The 18233-nt window shown below is 71.1% G+C and carries 15 protein-coding genes and 1 pseudogene; 7 read left to right on the plus strand and 9 right to left on the minus strand.

Going from position 1 to position 18233, the window contains the following annotated elements:
• Window positions 1–279 precede the first annotated feature (279 nt).
• From WJ438_RS26625 to WJ438_RS26635, 3 genes are read left to right on the plus strand one after another with little or no spacing between them, the layout of a single operon-like run.
• Window positions 280–1431: a Gfo/Idh/MocA family protein gene (locus WJ438_RS26625; RefSeq protein WP_406727466.1), complete on the plus strand. Its 1152-nt coding sequence runs from the start codon at window positions 280–282 to the stop codon at window positions 1429–1431.
• Entirely contained in the window at window positions 1428–2579 is a 1152-nt protein-coding gene (locus tag WJ438_RS26630; protein ID WP_406727467.1) for a dihydrodipicolinate synthase family protein, read from the plus strand. The genes WJ438_RS26625 and WJ438_RS26630 overlap by 4 nt, the downstream gene beginning before the upstream one ends.
• Before the next feature lie 32 nt (window positions 2580–2611).
• On the plus strand, window positions 2612–3409 hold the full coding sequence (locus WJ438_RS26635; RefSeq protein ID WP_406729818.1) for a sugar phosphate isomerase/epimerase family protein: 798 nt from the start codon (window positions 2612–2614) through the stop codon (window positions 3407–3409).
• Window positions 3410–3611: 202 nt separating this feature from the next.
• On the opposite strand, the gene rbsD is transcribed toward WJ438_RS26635, so the two are convergent.
• The 5 genes from rbsD to WJ438_RS26660 form a co-directional block, all read right to left on the minus strand.
• Window positions 3612–4001 (minus strand): D-ribose pyranase, encoded by a 390-nt coding sequence (rbsD, locus tag WJ438_RS26640; RefSeq protein ID WP_406727468.1) that lies wholly within the window; start codon window positions 3999–4001, stop codon window positions 3612–3614.
• On the minus strand, window positions 3998–4987 hold the full coding sequence (locus tag WJ438_RS26645) for a ribokinase (protein ID WP_406729819.1): 990 nt from the start codon (window positions 4985–4987) through the stop codon (window positions 3998–4000). Before WJ438_RS26645 ends, rbsD begins: the two co-directional genes overlap by 4 nt.
• Window positions 4988–5071: 84 nt before the next feature.
• Window positions 5072–7027 (minus strand): substrate-binding domain-containing protein, encoded by a 1956-nt coding sequence (locus WJ438_RS26650; protein WP_406727469.1) that lies wholly within the window; start codon window positions 7025–7027, stop codon window positions 5072–5074.
• The gene (locus tag WJ438_RS26655; protein ID WP_406727470.1) at window positions 7017–8573 is read right to left on the minus strand and encodes a sugar ABC transporter ATP-binding protein; all 1557 of its coding nucleotides are present in this window, start codon (window positions 8571–8573) and stop codon (window positions 7017–7019) included. Before WJ438_RS26655 ends, WJ438_RS26650 begins: the two co-directional genes overlap by 11 nt.
• On the minus strand, window positions 8570–9673 hold the full coding sequence (locus tag WJ438_RS26660; protein WP_406727471.1) for a LacI family DNA-binding transcriptional regulator: 1104 nt from the start codon (window positions 9671–9673) through the stop codon (window positions 8570–8572). The genes WJ438_RS26655 and WJ438_RS26660 overlap by 4 nt, the downstream gene beginning before the upstream one ends.
• Window positions 9674–9776: 103 nt before the next feature.
• Here WJ438_RS26660 and WJ438_RS26665 point away from each other — a divergent pair, with 103 nt between their 5' ends.
• Window positions 9777–10052 (plus strand): hypothetical protein, encoded by a 276-nt coding sequence (locus WJ438_RS26665; protein WP_406727472.1) that lies wholly within the window; start codon window positions 9777–9779, stop codon window positions 10050–10052.
• A gap of 69 nt (window positions 10053–10121) precedes the next feature.
• Here the strand turns inward: WJ438_RS26665 and WJ438_RS26670 are convergent, their stop codons facing one another.
• The gene (locus tag WJ438_RS26670; protein ID WP_406727473.1) at window positions 10122–10859 is read right to left on the minus strand and encodes a hypothetical protein; all 738 of its coding nucleotides are present in this window, start codon (window positions 10857–10859) and stop codon (window positions 10122–10124) included.
• Window positions 10860–11443: 584 nt separating this feature from the next.
• Window positions 11444–11752 (minus strand): hypothetical protein, encoded by a 309-nt coding sequence (locus WJ438_RS26675; RefSeq protein WP_406727474.1) that lies wholly within the window; start codon window positions 11750–11752, stop codon window positions 11444–11446.
• 101 nt (window positions 11753–11853) lie between these two features.
• Here WJ438_RS26675 and WJ438_RS26680 point away from each other — a divergent pair.
• Together WJ438_RS26680 and WJ438_RS26685 are read left to right on the plus strand one after the other, a co-directional pair.
• Window positions 11854–14104: pseudogene (locus WJ438_RS26680) on the plus strand (ATP-dependent RecD-like DNA helicase).
• 242 nt (window positions 14105–14346) lie between these two features.
• Window positions 14347–15636: a citrate synthase gene (locus WJ438_RS26685; protein ID WP_406727475.1), complete on the plus strand. Its 1290-nt coding sequence runs from the start codon at window positions 14347–14349 to the stop codon at window positions 15634–15636.
• 693 nt (window positions 15637–16329) lie between these two features.
• Here the strand turns inward: WJ438_RS26685 and WJ438_RS26690 are convergent.
• A complete protein-coding gene (locus tag WJ438_RS26690; protein ID WP_406727476.1) occupies window positions 16330–16569 on the minus strand; it encodes a heavy-metal-associated domain-containing protein in 240 nt (79 codons plus the stop codon).
• Window positions 16570–16828: 259 nt separating this feature from the next.
• On the opposite strand from WJ438_RS26690, the gene WJ438_RS26695 reads away from it, so the two are divergent.
• Window positions 16829–17872 carry a zinc-dependent alcohol dehydrogenase family protein gene (locus WJ438_RS26695; protein WP_406727477.1) on the plus strand — a complete coding sequence of 348 codons (1044 nt, stop codon included), beginning with the start codon at window positions 16829–16831 and terminating at the stop codon, window positions 17870–17872.
• Window positions 17873–17948: 76 nt separating this feature from the next.
• On the opposite strand, the gene WJ438_RS26700 is transcribed toward WJ438_RS26695, so the two are convergent.
• Window positions 17949–18149, minus strand: a complete 201-nt coding sequence (locus WJ438_RS26700) for a helix-turn-helix transcriptional regulator (RefSeq protein ID WP_406727478.1) — start codon at window positions 18147–18149, stop codon at window positions 17949–17951.
• Window positions 18150–18233: the final 84 nt, after the last annotated feature.

The raw sequence follows: 18233 nt of genomic DNA on the forward strand, positions 1-18233 counted from the left end.
CGTCGTCCACACCGGGCCCCTCGCCGCGGTTCCCGGGGCCGCCCGTCGAGCAGACCCTATGGCCCCACGCCCCGTTGTTCGTCCCCTCGAACAAGTCGGGTTCGCCACGGTCTTGTCCGGACCGCCGTTCAGAGGCTAGCTTCTAGCTGCATAGAAAGCGCTTGCTGTGACGTTCGCCAGTCACCGGCCACCAGTCTCGGCCCCTGTCGGCCGTCGGTGGCCGACGCGTGACGGGTGGGGCGTACGCGGCGCGCGGGGACCGCGTACGAAGGGAACGACGTGACACGCAAGACGGTGCGTATCGCCATGAACGGTGTGACGGGGCGGATGGGCTACCGGCAACACCTCGTCCGCTCCATCCTGGCCCTGCGCGAGCAGGGCGGCCTCGACCTCGGTGACGGCACCGTGCTGTGGCCGGAGCCGGTCCTGGTCGGCCGCCGCGAGCACGCGCTGCGCGCACTGGCCGAGCGGCACGGCCTGGAGCACTTCTCCACCGACCTGGACGCCGTGCTCGCCGACGAGAGCGTCGACGTCTACTTCGACGCCCAGGTCACCTCCGCCCGCGAGGAGGCCATCAAGAAGGCCATCGCCGCGGGCAAGCACCTCTACACCGAGAAGCCGACCGCCACCGGCCTCGACGGCGCCCTGGAGCTGGCCCGGCTCGCGAACGCCGCCGGGATCAGGCACGGCGTCGTGCAGGACAAGCTGTTCCTGCCGGGCCTGCTCAAGCTGAAGCGCCTCATCGACGGCGGCTTCTTCGGCCGGATCCTGTCCGTGCGCGGCGAGTTCGGCTACTGGGTCTTCGAGGGCGACTGGCAGTCCGCGCAGCGCCCCTCCTGGAACTACCGCGCCGAGGACGGCGGCGGCATCGTCGTCGACATGTTCCCGCACTGGGAGTACGTCCTGCACGAGCTGTTCGGACGCGTGCGCTCCGTCCAGGCCCTGACCGCCACCCACGTCCCGCAGCGCTGGGACGAGAACGGCAAGCCCTACGACGCCACCGCCGACGACGCCGCCTACGGCGTCTTCGAACTGGAGGGCGGCGCGATCGCCCAGATCAACTCCTCCTGGACGGTCCGCGTCCACCGCGACGAACTCGTCGAGTTCCAGGTCGACGGCACCGAGGGCTCCGCGGTGGCCGGGCTGCGGGGCTGCCGCGTCCAGCACCGCTCCGCCACCCCGAAGCCCGTGTGGAACCCGGACATCCCCGCCACCGAGGACTTCCGCGACCAGTGGCAGGAGGTCCCGGACAACGGCGAGTTCGACAACGGCTTCAAGGCCCAGTGGGAGCTGTTCCTCAAGCACGTCCACGCCGACGCCCCGTACCACTGGGACCTGCTGGCCGGCGCCCGCGGCGTCCAGCTCGCCGAGCTGGGCCTGAAGTCGTCGGCCGAGGGCCGCCGCCTCGACGTACCGGAGATCTCACTGTGACCATCGAACTGCCCGACGCGCGGGGCCGGCTGCGGACGTACGAGCCCCGCACCGAGCCCCTCGCGCTCGCCGCCGGGGCCCCCTTCGCCTCCCGTACGGTCTTCTCCGCGGCGCACGTCGTCGCCGACCCGTACGCCGACACGACACCCGACTCGCCCGCCGCCGTCGACTGGGACGCCACCCTCGCCTTCCGCCGCCACCTGTGGTCGCACGGGCTCGGCGTCGCCGAGGCGATGGACACCGCCCAGCGCGGCATGGGCCTGGACTGGGCGGGCGCGGCCGAACTGATCCGCCGCTCCGCCGCCGAGGCGAGGGCCGTCGGCGGGCGCATCGCCTGCGGCGTCGGCACCGATCAGATCACCTCCGGCACGCTCGCCGAGGTGCGGGCGGCCTACGAGGAACAGCTCGCGCTCGTCGAGGAGTCCGGGGCGCAGGCCATCCTGATGGCGTCCCGCGCGCTGGCCGCCACCGCCCGCGGCCCGGAGGAGTACCTGGAGGTCTACGGCCACCTCCTCCGCCAGTCCGCCGAACCGGTGATCCTGCACTGGCTCGGCCCCATGTTCGACCCGGCGCTGGAGGGCTACTGGGGCTCGTCGGACCTCGACGCGGCCACGGACACCTTCCTGGAGGTCATCGCCGCGCACCCCGACAAGGTCGACGGCATCAAGGTCTCGCTGCTGGACGCCCGGCGCGAGGTCGACCTGCGCCGCCGCCTGCCGCAGGGGGTGCGCTGCTACACCGGCGACGACTTCCACTACCCCGAGCTGATCGCGGGCGACGACCGGGGCTTCAGCCACGCCCTGCTCGGCATCTTCGACCCGCTCGGCCCGCTGGCGGCCCAGGCGGTGCGCGTCCTGGACACCGGGGACACGGCCGGCTTCCGCGCCCTGCTCGACCCGACGGTGGAGCTGAGCCGCCACCTCTTCCGGGCCCCCACCCGCTTCTACAAGACGGGCGTGGTCTTCCTGGCCTGGTTGGCCGGCCACCAGAGCCACTTCACCATGGTCGGCGGCCTGCAGTCGGCCCGTTCCCTGCCGCACCTCGCCCGCGCCTACGAACTCGCCGACGGCCTCGGCCTGTTCCCCGATCCGAAACTCGCCGAGGAACGGATGAGGACCCTGCTGCACCTGTACGGAGCGACCCCGTGACAGCCGACCTCGCACGCTTCAGCATCAACCAGATGACGGTCAGGCAGCTCTCCCTGCCGGACCTCGTCGACGCCTGCCGCGACCTGGGCGTGCCGGGCGTGGGCCTGTGGCGCGAGCCCGTCCAGGCGTACGGGCTCGACGCGGCCGCGAAACTGGTCCGGGACGCGGGCCTGACGGTGACGACCCTGTGCCGGGGCGGCTTCCTCACCGCCGTCGACCCCGCCGAGCGGGCCGCCGCCCTCGCCGACAACCGCCGCGCCGTCGACGAGGCGGCCACGCTCGGCACCGACACCCTGGTCCTGGTCTCCGGCGGCCTCCCGGCCGGCTCCAGGGACCTGCGCGGCGCCCGCGAACGCATCGCGGACGCGCTCGCGGAACTGGGCCCGTACGCGGAGCAGCACGGCGTACGGCTGGCGATCGAGCCCCTCCACCCCATGTACGCCTCCGACCGCTGCGTGGTCTCCACTCTCACCCAGGCCCTGGACCTCGCCGAACGCTTCCCGGCGCACCAGGTCGGCGTCACGGTCGACACGTACCACATCTGGTGGGACGACACGGCGCCCGCGCAGATCGCCCGCGCCGGCGCCCAGGACCGCATCCACACCTTCCAGCTCGCCGACTGGACCACCCCGCTGCCCGAGGGCGTCCTCAACGGCCGCGGCCAGATCGGCGACGGGAGCGTCGACATGCGCGAGTGGAAGGGCTACGTGGAGGCCGCCGGCTACACCGGCGCCATCGAGGTCGAGCTGTTCAACGACGTCCTGTGGGCCCGGGACGGGCGCGAACTCCTCGCCGAGACGGCACGGCGGTTCGTGGAGCACACGGCGTAGCGCGGCGCGGCCCGCACCTCGCGCACCGCACGACCCGGAAAAAATCTTGGCCGGGCCGTGCAACCCTCCTCCCACCCCGTGGGTCGTACCTGGTGTCAGAACTTCTGGAGGGGACCCGGGGGAATCCGAGGGGTTCTGGCGGGGGAGGGAACCGAGGGGGTCCGGTCGAACGGACCGGGCCCCCTCGAAGCTTGCGGGACGTTCAGAAGAACACCCCGCAGCGCAGCAGCACGTTCGCGTACGGCCGGGCCTCGCCGGTGCGGACGACGAGCCGGGCGCCGGCCGTCAGCTCCTTGAGCCGTTCGTGCGGGACCAGGCCGAGCTCGGGGAAGTGCCCCGCCAGCAGCTCCGCGGCCGCCGGATTGGCCTCCCGCACCTCGGTCGCGGCCGTCGCGCCCTCGACCACCAGCTCGGCCAGCAGCCCCTCCAGCACCTCGGCGAAGGACGGCACCCCGGCACGGAACGCCAGGTCCACCACGCGCGGCCCGTCGGGAACGGGCATCCCGACGTCGCACACCAGCACCCCGTCCCCGTGGCCCAGCCCGGCCAGCGCACCGGAGAGACGCCGGTTGAGTATTCCGTGCTTCTTCATCGATCCCCGTCCTGTGAAACCGCCCCGGACGCGCTGTCCGACCTCCGGCCGGGGGTCCGGAGGTCGTCCCCCGGGTCGGCACAGCCCAGCGCGGCGACCTCCGTCGCCGTCGGGAAGGACACCTGCGCGCCCTCCTTGGTGACCGTCACCGCCCCCACCCGGGCCGCGTACGAGGCCGCGTCGGCGAGGGAGTCGCCGAGGCCGAGCCGCCAGGCCAGCGCCGCGGTGAAGGAGTCCCCGGCGCCGGTGGTGTCCACGGCGCGCACCGGTACGGAGGGGATGCGGGTGACGCCGTCGGAGGAGGCCGCCAGGGAACCCTCACCGCCCAGCGTCACGACCACCGACTTGGGCCCCTTCGCGAGCAGCAGCCGCGCCCAGTCCTCGGGCTTGTCACTGACGCAGGCCTCACCCAGGATCACCTTCGCCTCGTGCTCGTTGAGGATCAGCGGGTCGCACGCCGCCAGCACCTCGGACGGCAGCGGCCGCGGCGGCGACGGGTTCAGCACGAACCGGCTGCCCGGCGCCAGCGTGCGCACCACCTCCTCCACCGTCTCCAGCGGGATCTCCAACTGCGTGGAGACCACCCGGGAGGCGTGGAAGAGGCTCCCGGCGGCGCGTACGTCCGCGGGCGTCAGCCGGCCGTTGGCGCCCGGCGAGACGACGATGCTGTTGTCCCCGGACGGGTCCACCGTGATCAGCGCGACGCCGGTCGGCACCCCGCCCACCAGCACGCCCACCGTGTCGACCCCGGCCGCCCGCTGCGAGTCCAGCAGCAGTCGCCCGTGCGCGTCGTCGCCGACCCGGGCCAGCAGGGCCGTACGGGCGCCGAGCCGGGCGGCCGCGACCGCCTGGTTCGCACCCTTCCCGCCCGGGTGGACGGCCAGGTCGGAGCCGAGCACCGTCTCCCCGGCGTCCGGCCGGCGTTCGACGCCGATCACCAGGTCGGCGTTGGCCGACCCCACGATCAGCAGGTCGTAGTCGTACATGGACTGGTTCTCCATGGCTCCCCATCTGGTCGTTCCGGGCGGGCGGCCGTCGTGGCCGCCCGCCCCCGGTCGTCGTGACCGATGTCAGCCGCCGAAGCCGGCCACGTTCTCCTTCGTGACCACCTTCACCGGGACCATCACCGTCTCGCCGACCTTCTTGCCCTCGGCCGCGCGCAGCGCGTTGTCCACCGCGATCCTGCCCAGTTCCTTCGGCTGCTGCGCGACGGACGCGTACAGCGTGCCCTCCTCGACCGCCTTCAGACCGTCCGGCGTGCCGTCGAAGCCGACGACCTGGACCGATTTGCCGGCCTTGGAGCCGAGCGCCTTGATCGCACCGAGCGCCATCTCGTCGTTCTCGGCGAACACACCGTCGATGTCGGGGTGGGCCTGGAGCAGGTTGGTCATCACGTCGAGGCCCTTGGTGCGGTCGAAGTCCGCGGGCTGCTTAGCGACGACCTTGATGCCCGGGTACTCCTTGAGCCCCTCGGCGAAGCCGGAACCGCGCTCCCGGCTGGCGGAGGTGCCGGCCTGGCCCTGGAGGATCACGATGGTGCCCTCGCCGCCCAGCTTCTCGGCGAGCGCCTCGGCGCCCTGCCGCCCGCCGGCCACGTTGTCAGAGGCGACCAGCGCGGACATCTCGGCCTTGTTGACGCCGCGGTCCACGGCGATGACGGGGATGTCCGACTTGTTGGCGGAGCGCACCGCGGGACCGGCCGCGTCCGAGTCCACCGGGTTGACGACGATCGCGTCGAGGCTGCCGCTGGTGAAGTTCTGCAGCTGGTTGGCCTGCTGAGAGGCGTCGTTCTGCGCGTCGGTGACGGTCAGGTCGATGCCCCGCTTCTTCGCCTCCGCCTGAGCGCCGTCCCGGATCTGCACGAAGAACGGGTTGTTGAGGGTCGACAGGGACAGGCCGATCCGCTCGGTCTTCGCCCCGGAGGAGCCGTTGTGCAGGAAGGACATCGCGCCGACGACCGCCGCCGCGACCACCGCGGCGAGCAGGTACGTCGCCGCCTGCTTCTTCCTGCCGCCCCCGCCCGGCGCACCGGCCGCCGTGGGGGTCGCCCCCGCCTTGCGGCGCAGCGTGTCGAGGAGCACGGCCAGCGCGATGACGACGCCGATCACGACCTGCTGCCAGAACGCGGATACGGAGAGGAGGTTGAGGCCGTTGCGCAGCACCGCCAGGATCAGCGCGCCGATCAGCGTTCCGGACGCCTTGCCGGTGCCGCCCGCGAGGGAGGCGCCGCCGATCACGACCGCGGCGATCGCGTCCAGTTCGTAGCCCTGCGCGGCCTGCGGCTGCGCGGAGGACAGCCGGGAGGCGAGCACGATGCCCGCGGCGGCGGCGAACAGGCCGGACAGGGCGTAGATGGCGAGCTTCTGCTTCTTCACCCGCAGCCCGGACAGCCGGGCCGCCTCCTCGTTGCCGCCGATGGCGTACATGGAGCGGCCGATGTACGTCCGGCCGAGGATGAACGCCGTGATCAGCCCCATGCCGATCATCACGAGCACCGGCACGGGCAGCCAGCCGCCGAGGGTGTCACCGAGGTGCGAGACGGAGTCGGGGAAGGCGATCGGGGAGCCCTGGGAGATCACCAGGGACAGACCCCGGGCCACCGACAGCATGGCGAGCGTCGCGATGAACGACGGCAGCTTGCCGTACGACACCAGGATGCCGTTGACCAGGCCACAGGCGATGCCGGTGGCGATGGCCAGCAGCACCGCGAGGACCACCGGGACGCCCTCGGAGGTGGCGCTCCAGGCGAGCACGGTGGCCGACAGGGCGGCGACCGAGCCGACGGACAGGTCGATGCCCGCGGAGACGATCACGAAGGTGACGCCGAAGGCGAGGATCGCGGTGACCGCCGCCTGGACGCCGATGTTGAGCAGGTTGTCGGCCGTCAGGAAGTCGCCGGACAGCGCCGACATCGCGATGACGAGGACGATGAGCGCGGTGAGCGCCCCGTTGTCGAGCAGGAGGCGGCGCAGGCCGCCCGAGGCGGCACCCGTGCCCCCCGAGTTCTTGAGCGTGTCAGTGGCCACGGGGGCCCTCCTTGTCGGTCCGGTCGGTGGTGCCGTCGTTCTTGCCGCCGGTGTCCGCGCCGGTGCCGACGGCGAGGGCCATCACGGCGTCCTGCGTGGCCCGGTCGGCGGGGAGTTCGCCGGCGATGCGGCCCTGGGCCATCACCAGCACCCGGTCGCTCATGCCGAGCACTTCGGGCAGATCGCTGGAGATCATCAGAACGGCGGCGCCGGCCGCGGTGAGTTCGTTGATCAACTGGTAGATCTCGACCTTGGCGCCGACGTCGATCCCCCGCGTCGGCTCGTCGAGGATGAGCACCTTGGTGTCGGCGAGCAGCCACTTTCCGATGACGACCTTCTGCTGGTTGCCACCGGAGAGCGTGCGCACATGCTGCCCGAGGCCCGCCATCCGCACCCCGAGCTGTTCGGCGATCCGGGCCGCGGCCGCCCGCTGGCCCTTGAGGTCGACGAGTCCCGCGCGGGTGGCCGAACGCAGCGTCACCAGGCCCAGGTTCTCCTCGACGGAGGCGTCCAGGACGAGACCCTGGCCCTTGCGGTCCTCGGGCACGAGGCCCATCCCCGCCGTCGTGGCCGCGTTGACGTCGTGGCCGCGCAGCGCGCTGCCCGCGACCTTCACGGTGCCCTTGTCGTACGGGTCGGCCCCGAACACCGCGCGGACGACCTCGGTACGGCCTGCCCCGACCAGGCCCGCGATGCCGACGACCTCACCGGCGTGCACCTCGAAGCTCACGTCGTGGAAGACGCCGTCGCGGGTGAGACCCTCGACCCGGAGCAGGGTGTCACCGGCCGCGGGCCGCCGGCGCGGGTACTGCTGCTCGATGGAGCGGCCCACCATGAGGCGGACCAGTTCGTCCTCGGGCGTGGTGGCGGGCACCTGGCCGACGCTGCGGCCGTCCCGGATGACCGTGACCCGGTCGCCCAGGGCGGCGATCTCCTCCAGGTGGTGCGTGATGAACACGATGCCCACGCCGTCCTCGCGCAGCCTGCGCACGATGGAGAAGAGCCTGTCGACCTCCTCGGAGGTGAGCACCGCGGTCGGCTCGTCCATGATCAGCACACGCGTGTCCAGGCTCAGCGCCTTGGCGATCTCGACCATCTGCAGCCGCGCGATGCCGAGTTCGCGGACCCGCGCGGAGGGCGACACGTTCACGCCGACGCGCTTCAGGAGCACGGCGGCGTCGGCCTCCATGGTCTTGCGGTCGATCATCCCGAAGCGGCGGGGCTGCCGGCCCAGGAAGATGTTCTCGGCGACCGTCAGGTCGGGGACGAGGTTGAACTCCTGGTAGATGGTGGCGATCCCGAGCCGTTCGGAGTCCTGCGCACCGTGGATGCGCACCTCCTCGCCGCCGACCAGGATGCGGCCCTCGTCGGGGGTGTAGGCGCCGGACAGCATCTTGATGAGGGTGCTCTTGCCCGCGCCGTTCTCACCGAGCAGCACGTGCACTTCGCCGCGGCGCAGGTCGAAGTCGACGCTGTCGAGGGCGACCACGCCCGGGAAGGTCTTGCGGATGCCCTCGATGCGCAGCAACTCGTCCGGGTTGCTCACGACGTACTCCTTCGTACGGGGGACTGGGTGGGGGCCAGCGGTACGGGGGCCGGTGGGTCGGATTCCGATGGGCCGGATTCCGGTGGTACGAACGCCGGTGGCCGGCGGGCCGGTGCGCCGCACGAGCTGCGGACGACGAGCCGGGCGGGGAGAGTGACGGAGTCGCCGGGCCGCCCCTCGATCCGGTCGACCAGGGCGCGTACGGCGGCCCGCCCGAGGTCGCCCGTGGGCTGGGCGATCGCGGTGATCGGCGGGTCGGTGTGCACGAACCAGGGGATGTCGTCGAACGCGGCCAGCGCGATGTCCTCGGGAACGCGCAGCCCGCGCGCGCGGACGGCGTCCAGCGCGCCGAGCGCCATCAGGTTGTCGGCCGCGAACACGGCCTCGGGCGGCTCGGGCAGCGCGAGGAACCCCTCGGTGACCCGGCGGCCGCTGTCGGCCTGGAAGTCGCCCTGGCCGATGTAGGCGGCGGGGAGGGGGAGCCCGTACGCGCCGAGCGCCTCACGGAAGGCGTCGACGCGTTCGCGGCCGGTCGTGGTCGCGGCGGGCCCCGCGATGATCGCGAGGCGTCGGTGCCCGAGTCCGTGCAGATGCGCCACGAGGTCCCGGACGGCCGGCCTCCCGTCCGACCGCACCACGGGCACGTCCACGCCCGGGATCCAGCGGTCGACGAACACCATGGGCGTGCCCGCGCGGGCGGCGTCCAGCATCAGAGGCGACCCGCCGTCGGTGGGGGAGACCAGCAGTCCGTCGATACGGCGGTCCAGCAGGGTCGTGACGTGGTGGTCCTGGAGGTCGGGCCGCTCGTCGGCGTTGCCGATGATCACGCTGTAGCCGAGCGCGCGGGCCTCCTCCTCGACGGAGCGGGCCAGCTCGGTGAAGTACGGGTTCATGACGTCGCTGATGACCAGGCCGAGGGTGCGGGTCTGGTGGGTGCGCAGCGACCGGGCGACGGCGTTCGGGCGGTAGCCCAGCGACCGGACGGCGGCCAGCACGCGCGTGCGGGCGTGTGCGCTGACCGACGGATGGTCGTTCAGGACACGCGACACCGTGGCCACGGAAACGCCCGCCTCGGCGGCGACATCCTTGATGCTCGCCATCGCCTCCACCTCCTCGTGGAATCGATTACATCCGCTGTGCACCAAGGATTGGAATCGATTACACGGATCGAAGCAAGGGGGTGGGGGTGGCCGAAATCAAATCGTGACCGTGATCGTGACCGTGATCGGGGCGTGGAGCGCCGCCCGGGCGTGTACCGGGAACCGAACGCCGCCTGCCGGCGTCGTGGTGTTCATGGCGCGGGGCGGGAGCACGATGGGCGAGGAGCCGACGTGGGCGGAGCTGCTGCTGATGTTCCTTCTCATCGGGGCGGTCCCCACTCTCGTTGGAGGGGCGGTGTTCCTGTCCCTTTTCGGACTGACGATGTGGGTGACGGCACCACTGCGGCGACGCAGGCGGGCCGCTGCTGAGGACGGCTAGGGCCGGTGGGGAGAGCCGCGGCATCGCCTGCGGCCGTGGATCGCGGTCGCAGGGAGTCTCTCCGTCTCCTTATCGCGGTCGCATGAGGTCCAGGTCCTCGCCCCACGCGTCCAGCACCTCGCCGTGTCCGGCCTCTCGGACCGCCGTCTCGACAAGGGTGAACAGGTGCCGCTGCAGGGCTACGTCGCCCGTTGCCAAGACGCGGTCCACGGCGCGGAGCAGCACGTCGGTGTCCCAGCCCGGCAGCGGGTGCCGGTCGAGCTCCCACTCCAGGTACTTGTTGTAGGGGCGGGGGCGGCGGTCGAGAGCGAAGAGCAGCTCCAGCAGGAACCGCATGCTGTCGGCGGCGTCGAGGCGAGCGGCGAGGTCCTGGCCGTCCCGGTGGTTCTTGACGGAGCGGTAGAGCGAGTTGGCGTAGGCGTCGAGCCGGCCGCCGGCGTCCCGGAATGCCTCCTCGGCACCCAGACGAGCCTTGGCGGCAAGGATCCGGGCGATGCCTCCGTCGAGCCGGTCGAGCACGACCCGGGCACGGGCGAGGGCGTAGCGTTCAAAACCGGGCATCCCGGCTGCACGGAACTCGGCGAGAGAGACGACGACGAGGTCCAGCTCGGCGGTGCGGTGGCCCGCGAGCCGGGTGAGATCGGTCGCGGCGTCATCGGCGAGGACCACGTACAGATCGTGGTCGGAATACCGGGTGATCATGCCGTCGTGGGCTCGGGAACCTTTGAGAACGAGGCCGACGACTGCTGAGTCAGCGGTGGCGAGTGCGACAAACGAGTCGTAGGTGAGAGGCTGCTGAGCAGTCACGGTGTGGATCTCCGGTGGGGTGACGACGGGTATGCCTGCTGGGGCGGCCCCTCGTGTGGGAGGCGCCCTGCACCGTCTGCGGCCGCACAGGGCCGCCGCCCGGAAGATCAACGCACATCCGGACTCTATCGCCTGACTGGGACTTGTACCGGCGGTTGCCGATCCGCCCCGCGGCCGACGGCCCAGGACGGGGCAGACCAGGCGCCTGACCCGGACGTGGACCACGACCCGGGTGGTGATGGACACCGTTCAGTGCTGCTCGGCCGTGAGCACTTGGCCTTGAGGTGTACGCATCGCGCTCATGTGGGCACAAACCCAGCAGTTGGCCGGGAAGTGTCATCGAGCCTGCGAGCGAGGCCATCAAGGAAACCGGACTTGTGGGTCGGCGGGTCAAGTGAGAGTCGGCTCGCACCAGAGGGACTTGCCCCAGGTGCCGTGTCTGGACAAGAGGTGCCACCCACACGTCGGCGCAGGCCCGAGCCACCCTCACCTTCCCCACCACCGTCTTCACTCCCTTCTTCGAAGCCCTCAAGGAGTCGGCGGAGCAGGTGTGACGCGTACCGGGGCCGTCGCCGGCGCGGGGATCAGGAGGGCGTCGGCAGTGTCTGTGGACGTGCCTCGTGGCCGACGAGGTGGAGCCGCAGGCGGGTGAGGTCCTCGGCCTCGACGAACACCTGCTGCCCCCAGTACGCGGTGAGGCGGTGGGCGACATCGACCAGCCGGCGGCGGTCCTCGGGCGTGTACGCCGGGGAACGCGCATAGCCGTGGTCGGCGATCCCGTTCCCGAGTCCGCTGAAGAGCACGGCCCGGAAGCGCCGCTCCTCCTCGTCGGTCAGCGGCGCGGCGGTGGCCTCGGCGGGACGCGACCGGACGTTGTAGAGGTCTCGCGTCACGCGCGGCTCCGCCTTCTGCTCGAGTCGGTTCGCGAGAGCCCACCGACTCCGGCCTCTCGGGCAGGGTCCGGGCTGTCACATCCCACCGGTACCGTCGAACCATGTCCAACCAGTCCGCAGCGGCCCCCGGTGAGCGGCGTCTCGCCACCCTCGAAGGCGTCCTCGAGCGCATCACGTACGCCAACGAGGAGAACGGCTACACGGTCGCCCGTGTCGACACCGGCAGAGGCGCCGGCGACCTGCTCACCGTCGTCGGGGCGCTGCTCGGCGCCCAGGTGGGCGAGTCACTGCGGATGGAGGGGCGGTGGGGGTCCCACCCGCAGTACGGAAAGCAGTTCCACGTCGAGAACTACACGACACTGCTCCCGGCCACCGTCCAGGGCATCCGGCGTTACCTCGGCTCGGGGCTGGTCAAGGGGATCGGCCCGGTCTTCGCCGACCGCATCACCCAGCACTTCGGGCTGGACACCCTGACCATCATCGAGGAGGAGCCCAAGCGGCTCGTCGAGGTGCCCGGCCTCGGTCCCAAGCGGACCAAGAAGATCGCCGACGCCTGGGAGGAACAGAAGGCGATCAAGGAGGTCATGCTCTTCCTCCAGACCGTCGAGGTGTCCACCTCCATCGCCGTGCGGATCTACAAGAAGTACGGCGACGCCTCGATCTCCGTCGTGAAGAACCAGCCGTACCGGCTGGCGTCCGACGTCTGGGGCATCGGTTTCCTCACCGCCGACAAGATCGCCCAGTCCGTCGGCATCCCGCACGACAGCCCGGACCGCGTCAAGGCGGGCCTGCAGTACGCCCTGTCGCAGGCCACCGACCAGGGCCACTGCTATCTCCCCGAGGAGAGGCTGATCGCCGACGCGGTGAAGCTGCTCCAGGTGGACACCGGGCTTGTCATCGAATGCCTCGCCGAGCTGGCCGCCGAGCCGGGGGAGGGCGAGGACCCCGGAGTCGTACGGGAGAAGGTGCCCGATCCGCAGGGCGGCGATCCGGTCACCGCCGTCTACCTGGTCCCCTTCCACCGCGCCGAGCTGTCCCTCTCCGCCCAGCTGCTGCGGCTGCTGCGCACCGGCGAGGACCGGATGCCGGGCTTCCGGGACGTGGACTGGGCGAAGGCCCTCGGCTGGCTCAAGGGGCGTACGAGAGCCGACCTGGCCCCCGAGCAGGAGGCCGCCGTGAAGCTGGCGCTCACCGAGAAGGTCGCGGTCCTCACCGGCGGTCCCGGCTGCGGCAAGTCCTTCACCGTCCGCTCCATCGTGGAGCTGGCCCGCGCCAGGAAGGCCAAGGTGGTGCTCGCGGCCCCGACCGGCCGCGCCGCCAAGCGCCTGGCCGAGCTGACCGGCGCCGAGGCCTCCACCGTCCACCGCCTGCTGGAGCTCAAACCGGGCGGCGACGCGGCGTACGACCGGGACCGGCCGCTGGACGCCGACCTGGTGGTGGTCGACGAGGCGTCCATGCTCGACCTGCTCCTCGCCAACAAGCTGGTCAAGGCCGTGGCCCCCGGCGCCCACCTGCTCTTCGTCGGCGACGTCGACCAGCTTCCCAGCGTCGGCGCGGGCGAAGTGCTCCGTGACCTGCTGGCGGACGGCAGCCCCGTCCCCGCGGTCCGCCTCACCCGCGTGTTCCGCCAGGCCCAGCAGTCGGGCGTGGTGACCAACGCGCACCGGATCAACGCCGGACAGCACCCGGTCACCGACGGCATGAAGGACTTCTTCCTCTTCGTCGAGGACGACACGGAGGAGGCCGCGGCTCACCGTGGACGTGGCGGCCCGGCGCATCCCGGCGAAGTTCGGCCTCGACCCGCGCCGGGACGTGCAGGTCCTCGCCCCCATGCACCGCGGCCCGGCCAGCGCCGGCACGCTGAACGGCCTGCTCCAGCAGGCCGTCACCCCGGGCCGCCCGGACCTGCCCGAGAAGCGGTTCGGCGGCCGGGTCTTCCGTGTCGGCGACAAGGTCACCCAGATCCGCAACAATTACGAGAAGGGCGCGAACGGGGTCTTCAACGGCACCGTCGGTGTGGTCACCTCGCTCGACCCGGTCGACCAGCGGCTGACGGTGCTGACGGACGAGGACGAGGAGGTGCCGTACGAGTTCGACGAACTGGACGAACTGGCGCACGCCTACGCGGTCACCATCCACCGCTCCCAGGGCAGCGAGTACCCGGCGGTCGTCATCCCGGTGACCACGGGCGCCTGGATGATGCTCCAGCGCAACCTGCTCTACACGGCGGTCACCCGGGCCAAGCGGCTGGTCGTCCTCGTCGGCTCCCGCAGGGCGATCGGACAGGCGGTACGCACGGTGTCGGCGGGCAGGCGCTGCACGGCGCTCGACTTCCGGCTCGCGGGCTCCTGATCCGCCGTTGTTGCGGTCCTTCGCCCCGGTCCCAGAAGAAAAATGATCGATCAAATGAGTCGTAAAGGTCACAAGGGCTTCCGGAAGTGAAACGCAGCGGGCAGGATGAGGAAGTTGGCGGCACTCAGTGCCGCCAATAGGCCCGATGGTCGACCCCGAGTGCACTCTCCTGAGCCAAGTGGGGGATGGTAGAGACAGTCAGGGCACCTCGAAGATGAGGCACTACGTCGGTGAGGGAAGACGTGAGCGACAACTCTGTAGTACTGCGGTACGGCGACGGCGAGTACACCTACCCGGTGGTCGACAGCAGCGTCGGCGACAAGGGCTTCGACATCGGGAAGCTCCGCGCCCAGACCGGACTGGTGACGCTGGACAGCGGCTACGGCAACACCGCCGCATACAAATCCGCGATCACGTACCTGGACGGTGAGGGGGGCATCCTCCGCTACCGCGGGTACCCGATCGAGCAGCTGGCCGAGCGCTCCTCCTTCCTGGAGGTCGCCTACCTGCTGATCAACGGCGAGCTGCCGACCGTCGACGAACTCAGCGTTTTCAAGAACAACATCACGCAGCACACCCTGCTGCACGAAGATGTCAAGAACTTCTACAAGGGCTTTCCGCGCGACGCCCACCCGATGGCCATGCTGTCGTCGGTCGTCTCGGCGCTGTCCACGTTCTACCAGGACAGCCACAACCCGTTCGACGAGCGCCAGCGCAACCTCTCCACCACCCGGCTGCTCGCCAAGCTTCCGACCATCGCGGCCTACGCGTACAAGAAGTCGATCGGCCACCCGTTCGTCTTCCCGCGCAACGACCTCGGTTACGTCGAGAACTTCCTGCGCATGACCTTCTCGGTCCCGGCCCAGGACTACGAGCTCGACCCGGTCGTCGTCTCCGCCCTGGACAAGCTGTTCATCCTGCACGCGGACCACGAGCAGAACTGCTCGACCTCCACGGTGCGCCTGGTCGGCTCCTCGCAGGCGAACATGTTCGCCTCGATCTCCGCCGGCATCTCCGCCCTGTGGGGCCCGCTGCACGGTGGCGCCAACCAGTCGGTGCTGGAGATGCTCGAGGGCATCCAGGCCGAGGGCGGCGACGTCGACTCCTTCATCCGCAAGGTGAAGAACAAGGAGGACGGCGTCCGCCTGATGGGCTTCGGCCACCGGGTCTACAAGAACTTCGACCCCCGCGCCAAGATCATCAAGGCCGCCGCGCACGAGGTGCTGTCCGCTCTCGGCAAGTCCGACGAGCTGCTGGACATCGCGCTGAAGCTGGAGGAGCACGCGCTCTCCGACGACTACTTCGTCTCGCGCAGCCTCTACCCGAACGTCGACTTCTACACCGGTCTGATCTACCGGGCCATGGGCTTCCCGACCGAGATGTTCACGGTCCTGTTCGCCCTCGGCCGCCTTCCGGGCTGGATCGCCCAGTGGCACGAGATGATCAAGGAGCCGGGCTCCCGCATCGGCCGTCCGCGCCAGATCTACACGGGCGTGGTGGAGCGGGACTTCATCCCGGTCGAGCAGCGCTGACCGACACCGGTCACCCAGTGGACACCGGACGGCATGCCTTCAGGGGTGTGCCGTCCGGTGTTTTCGTCGACCGGACGGCACCGGGCCTCGGGAAAGCGAGAAGGCGCCCCGCGCCGGTCCCCCCACGGGCCGACGTCAGGGCGCCTTCCCATGTCCCGGTACGGATTCCCCCCACGGGATCCGGCCGGGCGTCTGTGAAGAACAGCGCCTGAATCACTGTGTGAGCACAATGAGCAGAACCGAACTCACTGCCCTCGTGCGGTCTGCCGGGACAGCGCACGGTCGGGAGGGCCGCTCAAAGCTCCCCGATGTACGTGCCCCGGCAACGCTCCCCCTAGCTCTCAACTCCGTTCGAGCAGGGAGGTGCCCCCTCTGGGAAAGTCCCCCAAGACATCCCCAGATGCCAGGTCGCGCCCCCCAAGACGCTTCCCGACATCGCCAACTTAGACCTTCGAACCCCTTCGATGGTTACGTTCACTTCACTGTGATCTGCGTCTCTTGCATATGTCCGTTACATGCGCAAGAGCCCCGATATTGCCAACGGGGCTCAAGCGTAAGGATGATGCGTGCGCCTTGTGAAGAGCTTATGTGAAAGGTCGTACCGGACTCCAGGGGTTCATCAGGTTGAGGCCTCAATGAAACGCCCATCACGGCCTGTCCGGCGCGGCGAAGGTCGACCGGGAGGCCGTGACCTCAAGCCTTGCCGACCAGTTCGAAACCGGCCTCGTCGACGGCGGCGCGGACGGCCTCCTCGTCGAGCGGGGTCGCGGAGACGACGGTGACCTCGCCGGCGGCGGCGACGGCCTTCACCGAGGCGACCCCGGGGATCCCGGAGATCTCACCGGAGACGGCGCCCTCGCAGTGGCCGCAGCTCATGCCGCTCACCTTGTAGGTGGCGGTGACGGAACCCTGGGTGTCGGTCTGGGCGGACATTCGTTACTCCCTCGTCGAGGCGTATGGGTGGCGGGGGCCCACGGGGCCGCACTCTCCAGACTATACCCCTAGGGGGTATAAATCCATGACCGTCGGGGCTCTCCCGGATCAAGGAGCCACCCGCGACAGGGCGGAGGTTCGCGGATAGCGTTCCGCCGCAAACGGTGATCGCCGGGAAGGGGCCGGGGGATGTGCCGGGGTGCGCGTACGGCACTCCACGGACCCCGCACCCCCGGCGCGGACGGAAGGCGGGCCGGTCATGCGGGCGGTGGTGTTCGAGCGGTACGGGGAACCGGCCGAGGTGCGGGAGGTCGCGGACCCGGAGCCCGCGGAGCACGGGGTCGTGGTGCGGGTCGAGGCCACCGGCCTGTGCCGCAGCGACTGGCACGGCTGGCAGGGCCACGACCCGGACATCGTGCTGCCGCACGTTCCCGGCCATGAACTCGCCGGTGTCGTCGAGGCGGTCGGCGCGCGGGTCACCGGCCGGCGGGCTGGCGACCGGGTCACCGTCCCCTTCGTCTGTGCCTGCGGGAGCTGCCCGGCCTGCGCGGCCGGCGACCAGCAGGTGTGCGAGCGGCAGACCCAGCCCGGCTTCACCCACTGGGGTTCGTTCGCCCAGTACGTGGCCCTGGACCACGCCGAGGTGAACCTGGTCGCCGTCCCCGAGGGCATGTCCTTCGCGACGGCCGCCTCCCTGGGCTGCCGTTTCGCCACGGCCTACCGGGCGGTGGTGCAGCAGGGCCGGGTGGCGGCGGGGGAGTTCGTCGCGGTGCACGGCTGCGGCGGGGTGGGCCTGTCGGCCGTGATGACCGCGGCGGCCTCGGGCGCTCGGGTCGTCGCCGTCGACGTGTCCCCACGGGCCCTGGACCTGGCGCGGAGGTTCGGCGCGGCGGAGTGCGTGGACGGGTCCGCGACGGAGGACACCGCGGCCGCTGTCCGTGACCTCACCGGCGGTGGCGCCCACCTCTCCCTGGACGCCCTCGGCTCGCCCGCCACCTGCGCCGCCTCCGTGAACGGCCTGCGCCGCCGGGGCCGCCACGTCCAGGTCGGCCTGCTGCCCTCACCGACGGGCACGACCCCGGTCCCGATGGCCCGCGCCGTCGCCCTGGAGCTCGAACTCCTCGGCAGCCACGGCATGGCCGCGCACGCCTACCCTCCGATGCTGGAGCTGGTCCGGGCGGGCGTCCTGCGCCCCGACCTGCTGGTGACACGCACGATCGGCCTGGACGCGGCCCCGTCGGCGCTGGCCGCGATGGACACGGCACCGGGCGCGGGTGTGACGGTCATCGAGCCCTGGAGCTGAGGCCCCCCGCTCATGGCGGCGCTGTGCCCCACCGGACGGTGGGGCACAGCGGTTCTTCCGGCCGGGTCGGGCGGGGTCAACGGTCTCCGCGGCTCCGGTTGCCCGGTCGGGCCGCCACCCAGCGGCGCACCGTGTCCGCGTACCAGTACGGCTTGCCGCTCTCCACGTGGTCGGGCGGGGGCAGCAGGCCGTGCTTGCGGTAGGAACGTACGGTGTCCGGCTGCACCTTGATGTGCGCCGCGATGTCTTTGTATGACCACAGGCGTCGGTCGGTCATGAGTCGTACCTCCCCGCGAGCACCACGGAGGCGGCCAGGGTCGGCCGTCAGGGGAAGCCGGGTGCTGCGCTGGCGATCACCAGG

Source organism: Streptomyces sp. GD-15H (assembly GCF_045291515.1).
Taxonomy (GTDB): Bacteria; Actinomycetota; Actinomycetes; order Streptomycetales; family Streptomycetaceae; genus Streptomyces.